At 63.7% G+C, this 9,417-nt stretch carries 16 protein-coding genes and 1 pseudogene; all 17 read left to right on the top strand.

The genetic code is table 11. The features are described from left to right. A partial coding sequence (locus tag ACR65W_RS05010) for a phage portal protein (protein WP_434499982.1) occupies positions 1 to 1,261 on the top strand: 1,261 nt, incomplete at its 5' end. Continuing rightward, a complete protein-coding gene (locus ACR65W_RS05005) occupies positions 1,261 to 1,569 on the top strand; it encodes a hypothetical protein (protein WP_434499981.1) in 309 nt (102 codons plus the stop codon). The genes ACR65W_RS05010 and ACR65W_RS05005, both read left to right, overlap by 1 nt. 22 nt (positions 1,570 to 1,591) lie before the next feature. Beyond that, positions 1,592 to 1,726, top strand: a pseudogene (locus ACR65W_RS05000) (phage portal protein); the annotation flags it as partial. 197 nt (positions 1,727 to 1,923) lie between these two features. Continuing rightward, positions 1,924 to 2,112, top strand: a complete 189-nt coding sequence (locus ACR65W_RS04995) for a hypothetical protein (protein WP_434499980.1) — start codon at positions 1,924 to 1,926, stop codon at positions 2,110 to 2,112. Then, complete coding sequence (locus ACR65W_RS04990) at positions 2,109 to 2,285, top strand: histidine kinase (RefSeq protein WP_434499979.1); 177 nt, start codon at positions 2,109 to 2,111, stop codon at positions 2,283 to 2,285. The genes ACR65W_RS04995 and ACR65W_RS04990 overlap by 4 nt, the downstream gene beginning before the upstream one ends. Further along, positions 2,285 to 2,896 (top strand): HK97 family phage prohead protease, encoded by a 612-nt coding sequence (locus ACR65W_RS04985; RefSeq protein ID WP_434499978.1) that lies wholly within the window; start codon positions 2,285 to 2,287, stop codon positions 2,894 to 2,896. The genes ACR65W_RS04990 and ACR65W_RS04985 overlap by 1 nt, the downstream gene beginning before the upstream one ends. Positions 2,897 to 3,052: 156 nt before the next feature. Continuing rightward, positions 3,053 to 4,279: a phage major capsid protein gene (locus tag ACR65W_RS04980; RefSeq protein ID WP_434499977.1), complete on the top strand. Its 1,227-nt coding sequence runs from the start codon at positions 3,053 to 3,055 to the stop codon at positions 4,277 to 4,279. 70 nt (positions 4,280 to 4,349) lie between these two features. Next, on the top strand, positions 4,350 to 4,925 hold the full coding sequence (locus tag ACR65W_RS04975; RefSeq protein ID WP_434499976.1) for a head-tail connector protein: 576 nt from the start codon (positions 4,350 to 4,352) through the stop codon (positions 4,923 to 4,925). Continuing rightward, positions 4,922 to 5,248 carry a phage head closure protein gene (locus ACR65W_RS04970; RefSeq protein ID WP_434499975.1) on the top strand — a complete coding sequence of 109 codons (327 nt, stop codon included), beginning with the start codon at positions 4,922 to 4,924 and terminating at the stop codon, positions 5,246 to 5,248. Before ACR65W_RS04975 ends, ACR65W_RS04970 begins: the two co-directional genes overlap by 4 nt. 10 nt (positions 5,249 to 5,258) lie before the next feature. Next, positions 5,259 to 5,666: a DUF3168 domain-containing protein gene (locus ACR65W_RS04965; protein WP_434499974.1), complete on the top strand. Its 408-nt coding sequence runs from the start codon at positions 5,259 to 5,261 to the stop codon at positions 5,664 to 5,666. Between the two features lie 12 nt (positions 5,667 to 5,678). Next, positions 5,679 to 6,086, top strand: a complete 408-nt coding sequence (locus ACR65W_RS04960) for a phage major tail protein, TP901-1 family (protein ID WP_434499973.1) — start codon at positions 5,679 to 5,681, stop codon at positions 6,084 to 6,086. A gap of 7 nt (positions 6,087 to 6,093) precedes the next feature. Continuing rightward, a complete protein-coding gene (locus ACR65W_RS04955; RefSeq protein WP_434499972.1) occupies positions 6,094 to 6,450 on the top strand; it encodes a gene transfer agent family protein in 357 nt (118 codons plus the stop codon). Continuing rightward, positions 6,447 to 6,686: a rcc01693 family protein gene (locus ACR65W_RS04950; protein ID WP_434499983.1), complete on the top strand. Its 240-nt coding sequence runs from the start codon at positions 6,447 to 6,449 to the stop codon at positions 6,684 to 6,686. Before ACR65W_RS04955 ends, ACR65W_RS04950 begins: the two co-directional genes overlap by 4 nt. Further along, the gene (locus ACR65W_RS04945) at positions 6,683 to 7,276 is read left to right on the top strand and encodes a phage tail tape measure protein (protein ID WP_434499971.1); all 594 of its coding nucleotides are present in this window, start codon (positions 6,683 to 6,685) and stop codon (positions 7,274 to 7,276) included. The genes ACR65W_RS04950 and ACR65W_RS04945 overlap by 4 nt, the downstream gene beginning before the upstream one ends. 15 nt (positions 7,277 to 7,291) lie before the next feature. Beyond that, positions 7,292 to 7,930, top strand: a complete 639-nt coding sequence (locus ACR65W_RS04940; protein WP_434499970.1) for a phage distal tail protein, Rcc01695 family — start codon at positions 7,292 to 7,294, stop codon at positions 7,928 to 7,930. Between the two features lie 95 nt (positions 7,931 to 8,025). After that, entirely contained in the window at positions 8,026 to 8,919 is an 894-nt protein-coding gene (locus ACR65W_RS04935) for a DUF2163 domain-containing protein (RefSeq protein ID WP_434499969.1), read from the top strand. Further along, entirely contained in the window at positions 8,916 to 9,347 is a 432-nt protein-coding gene (locus ACR65W_RS04930; RefSeq protein WP_434499968.1) for an NlpC/P60 family protein, read from the top strand. The genes ACR65W_RS04935 and ACR65W_RS04930 overlap by 4 nt, the downstream gene beginning before the upstream one ends. Positions 9,348 to 9,417: the final 70 nt, after the last annotated feature.

The following is a 9,417-nucleotide window of genomic DNA, read 5'->3' as shown; positions in this document are numbered from 1 at the left end:
GCGCGAGATCGCGCTCGCCTTCGGCGTGCCGCCGCTGCTGCTGGGTCTTCCCGGCGACAATACGTTCAGCAATTACGCCGAGGCCAATCGCGCCTTCTGGCGCCAGACCGTGCTGCCGCTCGTCGTGCGCGTGCAGAAGAGCTTTCAGGCCTGGCTGCGGCCGGGCTTCGGAGCTTTCCAGCTCGACTATAACGCCGACCGTCTCGAGGCGCTAGCAAGCGAACGAGCAAGCGAATGGGAGCGCGTCGGCAAGGCCGCCTTTCTCACGCTTGACGAACAGCGCGAGGCGGTGGGCTGCGGCCCGGCGCCGAAAGAGGCGCTCTTCGCCAAACGCGATGTCGGTCTGGAGCGCCGCTATAGCCCGGATCAGCCGCGCGTCCCGGCGGGAAGTTCCGGCGGCGGGCGATGGACGGACGGCGGGGGCGGAGGTTCGGGAGGCGGGTTTAGCGGCGCGCGAGATGATCGCGCGCGGCGGCGAGATGTGGAGGACCGAGTCCAGACTGCGCAGAACACAGATCCGAAAGTGGCGAGCGACGTCGACGGGTCCATCACATTGGCCCAGGCGCGCGGCCGCGGCAGAGGCGGACGATTCAGCGGACCCGGCGAAGCCACTCCCTCGCAACTCGATCGACTGGAAGATACGGCGCGCCTGGCGAGGGAAGCCGAGACGCGCGTGCGCGAAATCGATCCAGGGTGGAAACCCGAGCCGACTCTCTCGGACCCGACAAATATAGAAAGTCGCATTGAGCGAAACGAGAACCTGACGCGACAAGCGAACGCGCGCTACGCTGAACATCTTCGCGAAAGATATGGGGAGATCGCGCGGGAGGGCGATCACGCGCCAACAGGCAATCTCACGGGGCCAAGAGCGCCCATACGCGAGAATGACAACGCCGAGACGCGGCGCGGCAGGAATAGGGAAGACGAGACGGCGGAAATCGCCTGGCTCAACGGCCACAATGTTGAAAGACTGCATCAACGCTCGAACGCTGAAGGCGTCAAGCAACCCGACTATCGGATTGATGACGAAATGTTCGACGCTTTCGCGCCGAGAACGGGTCGGGCACGGAACGTATGGAGTTACGCTGAGCGGAAAGTGGCTGGAGGGCAGTCCAAGAATGTCATAATCAACCTGAGCGACTCGCAGGCGACTTTGGAAGAGATCATCGTGCAGTTTCGAGCCTTTCCCATTCCTGGTCTCAAGCGCCTTTGGGTCATCGACCAGAATGGCAAACTCCACTACCTCTTTGGAGGCCGGTAATGTCCACCTGCTTTTTCTTCGATAGCGCGTTACCGCTCGACCAGACCAAGGAACGAATCTCCCAAGCTCGTGAAAAATATCGAGACATTCTCCGCTACTTCTGGCTTTCGGAAGTTGGAGAAGCGAGGCCTCCTAATATCGAAGACGACGCCGAATATGGTTTCGTTCCCAAATGCACGTTCCTGATCCAGTGGAACAAGGAACGCTCGGAACTGCTCGAACTCATCCCAGCGATCTTTTATGAGGCGTTCGGAAAGGACACTATCCTTGTCCGCGACAACAACTACGACGTGGTCCCGCCTCTCTAAATAGGTGATTGCCAGCGGCGGCGCCCTCGCCTTCGGCGTGCCGCCGCTGCTGCTGGGTCTTCCTGGCGACAATACGTTCAGCAATTACGCCGAGGCCAATCGCGCCTTCTGGCGCCAGACCGTTCTGCCGCTCGTCGCGCGCGTGCAGAAGAGCTTTCGCGGGATCACGCATTCTAAAGAACGGCGCCTAGCGTTATGTCGCTCCCGACGCTTCGCAATAGCGCAGCGATCGGGAATCCATAAGCAAACATCGAGACTCGATTGCAGTCCTGGATTCCCGATCGCCCGCACAGCGTGCGTCGGGAGTGACACCATAAGCGCGTCGCCCTGCCGCCTTAGAAATTGAATGCAGCCATGTCCGACATTCTGAACGCCGTCTTGGAGCGCGGCGACCTCGCGCATCTCGCGCTGTTCCTTTGGGCCTGCGCCGCCACCGCGCAAGCCTATCTCGCCTTGCGGGAACTCGGCGAGGCGACGCGCCGCCTCGACGCTTTCGTGCGCGAACTCGCGCGTTTCAACCGACGTTGCAGGAGCGATTCATGAATAAAGAAAATTGGCTTGCGCATTTCGTCAAGCGTCCGCGCGCCCGTCGTGCGCGCTTGCGCGAAGATCCTTCCGTCGTCTTCAAGGCCTTCGTCGAACTCCTGGCGCAACTGCGCACTGAAGCGCGCGCGGCGAGCCATACGCCAGCGAGCGCCCAGGCGGAGAAGAGCTGATGACGGCGTTGCAAAACATGCCGTCGAGCGCGGGCGCGCCGGAAATCAAGCGCGCCGAGCAGCCGTTGCTGCAGGCCAACGAAGCCGGCGCTTTCTCGGGTTACGCCAGTCTCTTCGGCGTGGTTGATTCAGGCGGCGACATGGTGATGACCGGCGCCTTCGCGCGTTCGCTGATCAAGCGCGGCGCGGGGGGCGTGAAAATGCTGTGGCAGCATCAGGCGGCCGAGCCGATCGGGATGTGGTCCTCGGTCGTTGAAGATACGCGCGGCCTCAAAGTCGAGGGCCGCCTCGATCTTTCGGTGGCGCGGGCGCGCGAGGCGCTGTCGCTGATGCGCAAAGGTGCGATCGACGGCCTCTCCATCGGCTTTCGCACGCGGCGCGCCACGACCGAAAAATCCAGCGGCGTGCGCCTTCTGCATGAGATCGACCTTTGGGAGATTTCCATCGTCACCTTTCCGATGCTCCCGCAGGCGCGCATCGGGGTGGTGAAGCAAAGTCGCAGTGGCGCGTCACGCATGGAGGCGCTCGGCGCGAAGCTCGCGCGCCTGAAGGCGCAGCGGGCCGCGCTTGAATTCGCGGAGGCGCTGCGGCGCGCCTCCGCACGCGGCTGACCGACGCAGAAGAGAACAATCGCATCGATTCCCGCCTTGCCGTCGGGCGCAAATGAACTCTCGAGACGGCTTTCCCAAGCGCGCGGACTTCATCCCGGCGGCTCCAGCCGCCGGGGCGTTTTTCCACGCGCCGGCGCCAAACATGAGGCTCTATACATGTCAGCAGTTGAAACGAAATCCGCCGGTGACGATATTCTCGCCGATCTCAATCGCGCCTTCAGCGCCTTCAAGGAGACGAATGACGAGCGCCTTACGCAGCTCGAGAACCGCCTCGGCGCCGACGTCGTGACCGAAGAGAAGCTCGCGCGCATCGACCACGCGCTCGACGACACCAAGAGCCGGCTCGATCGCCTGGCGCTCGAAATGTCGCGACCGCGTATTGGCGGCAAGCTCATCGACGACCACAGCGGTCGCGAACATAAAAGCGCGTTCAATCACTACATGCGCTCCGGCGAAGCGAGCGGCCTCAAGGCCCTCGAAGCCAAGGCGCTGTCGCGCGGGTCGGGCCCTGACGGCGGCTATCTCGTGCCGCTTCCTACCGAGCGGGAAGTTCTGCGAAGACTCGCGAAGTTCTCGCCGATCCGCGCCATCTCCAGCGTGCGCGAAATCTCCGGCGCGTCGCTGCGCCGCGCCTTTTCAACGACAGGACCCGCGGCCGGCTGGGTCGCCGAAGCTGATCCGCGCCCGCAGACCAACAATCAGCAGCTTGCCGATATGACCTTCCCGGCGATGGAGCTTTACGCCATGCCGGCGGCGACGCAGGCGCTGCTCGACGATTCCGTCGTCGACATCGAACAATGGATCGCCGAGGAGGTGCAAACCGCCTTCGCCGAACAGGAAGGCGCGGCCTTCGTCAGCGGCGACGGCGTCAATAAGCCGAAAGGCTTTCTTTCATATACGAGCGTCGCCGATGCGAGCTGGACCTGGGGCAACATCGGCTATGTGGCGACGGGCGCCGCCGGCGCTTTCGCGGCGAGCGATCCTTCCGACGCCTTAGTCAATCTCGTCTATGCGCTGCGCGCCGGCTTTCGCCAGAACGGCAAATTCGTGATGGGGCGGCGCGCGCAGTCGCTCGTGCGCCAGTTCAAGACGACGACCGGCGATTACATCTGGGCGCCGCCCGCAACCGCCGACGCCGGCGCCTCGCTGATGAACTTCCCCGTCGTTGAAGCGGAAGACATGCCGGACCCCGCCGCGAATTCTCTCTCCATCGCCTTCGGCGATTTTGAGCGCGGCTATGTGGTGGTGGACCGTGTCGGCATTCGCGTGCTGCGTGATCCCTACTCCGCCAAGCCCTATGTGCTTTTCTATACGACGAAGCGGGTCGGCGGCGGCGTGCAGAATTTCGAGGCGATCAAGCTGTTGAAATTCGCCGCATCCTAATCAGCCCGCCCCGTTGAGGCCGCGACCAGAAACGTTGCGGCCTTCCGCTCACCACAACCTAGGAAGCGCGATGCGACCGATGCTCATCGGCGCGCCGGCGATCGAGCCTGTCTCGCTCGCCGACGCAAAATCATGGCTGCGCGAAGACGGCCTCGAAGAAGATGAATTGATCCAGGCGCTGATCGTCGCCGCGCGCATGACGCTCGAGGCCCATACAAGGCGCTTCTTCGTGACGCAAAGCTGGCGTCTCGTGTTCGACTGCTGGCCGACCTCGGTTGGCTCGAGCGCGACGCTCCGCATTCCCTTCGCGCCATTTCAGTCGGTGACGGCGATCCGCGTGTTCGACGCAAGCGACGCGCCGCAGACGCTCAATGCCGCAACCTATCGCGCGCCATCAGCGAATGAGGGCGGCCGCATCAACTTTACATCGGCGCCCGCGGCGCCCGGACGCGCGAGCGACGGGATCGAGATCGACTTTGACGTCGGCTATGGCGCCCTCGCGAGCGACGCGCCGCAGCCGCTGCGCCAAGCGATTTTGACGCTCGTCGCGCATTGGCGCGAACATCGCGGCGATAGCGGCGACGACGCCTTGCCCAAAGCGGTCGCGCAACTCGCGGCGCCGTTTCGGCGGGAGCGGCTGCTGTGAGCGGCCTCCCCATCGGCGCGCTGCGCCATCGCGTGACGCTCGAGGCGCCCATCGACGCGCCCGATGGCGCTGGCGGCTTTTCGCGCAGCTTTACGCCCGTCGCGACTCTTTGGGCGCGCATCGCGCCTTCCGGCGTTCGCGAGGCCTTCGTCGAGCAACGCGCCGAGCAGGCGACAACTCTCGTCGCAACGATCCGCTGGCGTGGCGATGTCTCAAAGGACATGCGCTTTGTCTATCGCGGCCGCAAGCTTCGCATCCAATCGGTTCTCGATCCCGATGAGCGTCGGCGATTTTTGATCTGCGCGTGCGAAGAGATCACTTAAAGGACTCGCCATGAGCGTTTCACCCGTCGTCGCGCTGCGCAAGGCGATCCGCGCCTATCTGCTCACGGATGCAGGCTTCGCCGCCGCGCTCGGCCAAAAGCTTTACGACGAAGCGCCACGAGGAGCCGAACCGCCCTATGCGCTTTTTGGCGAAGCGCAGCTGCGCGACTGGTCCGCCGATCTCTCGCCAGGCGCGGAGCAGCTCTTTATCCTCAGCGTCACGTCGACGATGCGCGGGCTCAGCGAGGCGCTGGAACTGGCGCAGCGCATCGCCGATCTTCTCGATGAGGCGCCGCTTAATCTGCAGGACCACCGGTTGATCGACTTGCGCTTCCTCTCCTTGGAAACGCGTCGCGATCAGAACGGCCGCTTCGCGCGGGTCAATCTGCGCTTTCGCGCCACGACCGAATATCTTTAACGGAGCTCAATGATGGCCGCCCAGAAAGGCAAGGATCTGCTCTTGAAAATTCATGACGGCGCGAGCTTCGTCACGGTGGCTGGCTTGCGCACGCGACGCCTCGCGCTGAATGCCGACACGGTCGATGTGACCGACGCCGAGTCGAGCGGCCGCTGGCGCGAATTGCTGGACGGCGGAGGACTGAGGCGCGCGAGCGTTTCCGGAACAGGCGTGTTCAAAGACCAGTCGTCGGATGCGCTGCTGCGCCAGACCTTCTTCGACGGGCTGCTGCGCGAATGGCAGATTGTCATTCCCGACTTCGGCGTGCTCTCGGGCCTGTTCCAGATCGCCAATCTCGATTACCGCGGCGAATATTCCGCCGAGGTGACCTTCGATATTTCCCTTGAATCGGCAGGCGCGCTCGCCTTCGCCACGCTGTGAGGACGCAATGGCGAATGAGAAGCGCGGGGAAATCGCCGCAACGATCGACGGCAAGAGCTACACGCTCTGCCTGACGCTCGGCGCGCTCGCCGAACTCGAAAGCGGCTTTGGCGCCAGCGACCTTGTCGCGCTCGCGAGCCGCTTTGAGGAACGACGACTTTCCGCACGCGACATACTGCGCATCATCGGCTGCGGGCTGCGCGGAGCGGGCAACGACATAGCCGACGAAGACGTCGCGAGAATGAAAGTTTCGGAGGGTCTTGCAGGCTATGTGCGTATCGCGGCCGATCTCCTCGCCGCGACCTTCGGCGATGCGCCGGAGCGGAGCGCCGACGCAAACCCTCCGACGCCGCAGGACGCCTGAGGCAAACGGAAGAAGCGGCGCGCCACGCCTCCCATCGCGCGCCCTTTCCGTTCGCGCGCGCCATGGCCTTCGGGCTCGGCGTCCTGCGGCTCCCGTCGCGCGATTTCTGGTCGATGACGCCGCGAGAACTTTTTTGCGCGGCGGAGGGCGTTTACGGCTCAGCGCCGGGCGCGCCGACGCGCGCGGCGCTTGAAGACATGATGCGCCAATTTCCCGATTCTCAAGGATCGACATGACGACAAATTTCGACCCCTTCCCGGACCCGTTCAACGCGCCGGGCGCGAATGAGCGCGTCTCGACAGCTAACCTGCAAGCGACGAAACTTCTGCTCGATCAGATCAACGTCTCGGCAGGAAATGTCACGAAGACGCTTCACCTGGGTTTTGGCTCGGCGGCGGCGAGCGGCCGCAGCTTCAACGACGTGCTTTCGACGATCGCACAGTCGCTGACGCGCATGGCCTTGCGAGCGGGAACCAAGGCGCTCGCCGAAGGACTGGTGAGCGGATTGAGCGGCATGTTTTCCGGCACCTTCGGCGGCGCCGGGACCATTGCGCCTTTCGCGCAGGGCGGGGTCGTCGCAAGTCCAACCTATTTTGCGAGCGGCGGCGCGATGGGGCTGATGGGCGAGCGCGGCGCCGAGGCGATCTTGCCGCTCGCGCGCGGCGCGGATGGCCGGCTCGGCGTCGTCGCGCAAGGCGCCGCCGCGCGTCCGGTTGCGGTCACGGTCAACATCGCTGCGCAGGATGTCGAGAGCTTCCGCCGTTCGGAGGCGCAAATCACGGCCGCCTTGGCGCGGGCGGTCGCGCGCGGCCAGCGCAACCTCTAAGCGGGCGCAGCCGGCATGAGCGACTTTCACGAGATCCGCTTTCCGCTTGATGTCTCGCTGGGCGGGCGCGGCGGACCGGAGCGGCGCACCGAGATCGTGACGCTCGGCTCCAATCGCGAGGCGCGCAACGCCCGCTGGGCGCATTCGCGGCGCCGCTATGAAGCTGGCTACGGCGTCAAGAGTCTCACGCAGCTTTCGCAGATCATCGAGTTCTTCGAGGAGCGGCGCGGCCGGCTTTATGGCTTTCGCTGGCGAGATCGGGCCGATTGCGCCTCCTGCGCGCCGGGCGCGACTGCGAGCCCAACGGATCAAACAATAGGAATGGGAGATGGCGTGCGCGCCGCGTTTCAGCTTGTAAAGACTTACGGAGGCGCCTTTTCCGCTTATGCGCGCGACATCGTAAAGCCCGTCGCTGGAACAGTGCGGGTCGCGGCCGATGGCGTCGAGACGTTCACGCCGGATGTGAGCGTCGACGTCACCACAGGAATCGTGACCTTCGCGCCGGGCGCCATTCCCTCGGCGGGAGCGGTCGTCACGGCTGGCTTTCTCTTCGACGTGCCTGTTCGCTTCGATACGGATTTTCTCGAAATCGACATGCACGCCTTCGAGGCCGGCGCGATTCCAAATATTCCGATCGTCGAAATCGTTCCTTAGCCGTCGAATAAGCGCGAAGCGAAGCCATTCAGCATCGCCATGCTGAATTGCCGCAACACTTCGCGGTTCGCAATGACGTCGAAAATTGGAAGACAATGATGCTCTCGCTCTCTCCTTCGATGCAGGCGAAGCTCGATCAGCGCGCCACCACCTTCTGCCATTGTTGGCGCGTTGCGCGCAACGATGCGACAGCGATGGGCTTTACTGACCATGATCGCGATCTGACGTTTAATGGCGTGACCTTTCGCGCAAACACCGGTCTCTCAGCGTCGCAGCTCGAATCGAGCGTCGGCTTTGCGCCGGGAACGGGCGAAGCGACCGGCGCCTTGAGCGACGAGAGCCTCACCGAGGCGGATCTGCTGAACGGCCTCTATGACGGCGCCTCGGTCGAGACATGGCTCGTCGACTGGACGAATGTGACTGATCGCGCTTTGCTGGATATCGCGACGATCGGCGAGATACGCCGCGGCGAGATGGCTTTCGCCGCGGAGCTGCGCTCGAGCGCGCACCTTTTCGATCAGCAGCAGGGCCGCGCCTTTCAACGCAGTTGTTCGGTTGATCTCGGCGACGCGCGCTGCGGTTTCAATGTTTTGGCGCCCGGCTTTCACGCGACGAGCGTCATCGCCGCCTCCGTCGGCGGCGCAATCGACATGGATCTTTCCGAAATTTTCGACTGCGGCTTCTTTGCAGGCGGCGCGCTAACCTTCACAAGCGGTGCGAATGAGAATGCCCGTTTCACGATCAAATCGCATTGGCAGGCAAATCTTCGCGCGAGCGTCACGCTGTGGACGCCGCCGGGTGGCGCGATCCTCGCCGGAGACGCCGTTCTCATGACGGCGGGATGCGACAAGTCGCCGACAGCCTGTCGCTTGAAGTTCGACAATATCGTCAACTTTCGAGGCTTCCCGCATATGCCGGGCAATGACCGCGTCATCGCCTATCCGAGTTCGCTTGCGCCGGCGATGGACGGCGGGAGTTTTTTTAAATGACCCGCGCCGACATTGTCGCGGCGGCGCGGCGCTGGCGTGGCACGCCTTATGTGCATCAGGCCTCGCTCATCCATGTCGGCTGCGACTGTCTCGGGCTCGTGCGCGGCGTCTGGCGCGACATCATCGGCGACGAGCCGGAGGCGGCGCCCGCATATACGCCCGATTGGGCCGAAGCCTTGAGCGCCGAGACATTGCTTGACGCCGCCCATCGCCATTTCAGAGTGGCGGCTTTAAGCGAGTTTCGTGAAGGCGACGTTCTCTTGTTTCGCTTTCGTGAACATCTCCCGGCGAAACATCTCGGCATCGCAATATCGACGACGCATATGATTCACGCCCATGCCGGCGCCTGCGTCGCGCAGGTCGCGATTGGCCCGCATTGGCGCAAGAAGCTCGTCGCCGCCTTCGCCTTTCCGAACGTTGTGGATTGAAGACGAAGCGCGTCCGTCATTCCCGGCGCGCGCAACGCGCGCGATCAGGAATCCAGGACAAAACCCGACA

The sequence above is a fragment of the Methylocystis sp. genome, assembly GCF_051062815.1.
Classification (GTDB): domain Bacteria; phylum Pseudomonadota; class Alphaproteobacteria; order Rhizobiales; family Beijerinckiaceae; genus Methylocystis.
This window is presented reverse-complemented; position numbering and strand designations above follow the sequence as displayed.

Bases quoted from the DNA above. Each gene is read 5' to 3' on its own strand.
- ACR65W_RS05005 (WP_434499981.1), top strand. From the start codon at position 1,261: ATGTCCACCTGCTTTTTCTTCGATAGCGCGTTACCGCTCGACCAGACC.
- ACR65W_RS04995 (WP_434499980.1), top strand. From the start codon at position 1,924: ATGTCCGACATTCTGAACGCCGTCTTGGAGCGCGGCGACCTCGCGCAT.
- ACR65W_RS04990 (WP_434499979.1), top strand. From the start codon at position 2,109: ATGAATAAAGAAAATTGGCTTGCGCATTTCGTCAAGCGTCCGCGCGCC.
- ACR65W_RS04985 (WP_434499978.1), top strand. From the start codon at position 2,285: ATGACGGCGTTGCAAAACATGCCGTCGAGCGCGGGCGCGCCGGAAATC.
- ACR65W_RS04980 (WP_434499977.1), top strand. From the start codon at position 3,053: ATGTCAGCAGTTGAAACGAAATCCGCCGGTGACGATATTCTCGCCGAT.
- ACR65W_RS04975 (WP_434499976.1), top strand. From the start codon at position 4,350: ATGCGACCGATGCTCATCGGCGCGCCGGCGATCGAGCCTGTCTCGCTC.
- ACR65W_RS04965 (WP_434499974.1), top strand. From the start codon at position 5,259: ATGAGCGTTTCACCCGTCGTCGCGCTGCGCAAGGCGATCCGCGCCTAT.
- ACR65W_RS04960 (WP_434499973.1), top strand. From the start codon at position 5,679: ATGGCCGCCCAGAAAGGCAAGGATCTGCTCTTGAAAATTCATGACGGC.
- ACR65W_RS04955 (WP_434499972.1), top strand. From the start codon at position 6,094: ATGGCGAATGAGAAGCGCGGGGAAATCGCCGCAACGATCGACGGCAAG.
- ACR65W_RS04945 (WP_434499971.1), top strand. From the start codon at position 6,683: ATGACGACAAATTTCGACCCCTTCCCGGACCCGTTCAACGCGCCGGGC.
- ACR65W_RS04940 (WP_434499970.1), top strand. From the start codon at position 7,292: ATGAGCGACTTTCACGAGATCCGCTTTCCGCTTGATGTCTCGCTGGGC.
- ACR65W_RS04935 (WP_434499969.1), top strand. From the start codon at position 8,026: ATGATGCTCTCGCTCTCTCCTTCGATGCAGGCGAAGCTCGATCAGCGC.
- ACR65W_RS04930 (WP_434499968.1), top strand. From the start codon at position 8,916: ATGACCCGCGCCGACATTGTCGCGGCGGCGCGGCGCTGGCGTGGCACG.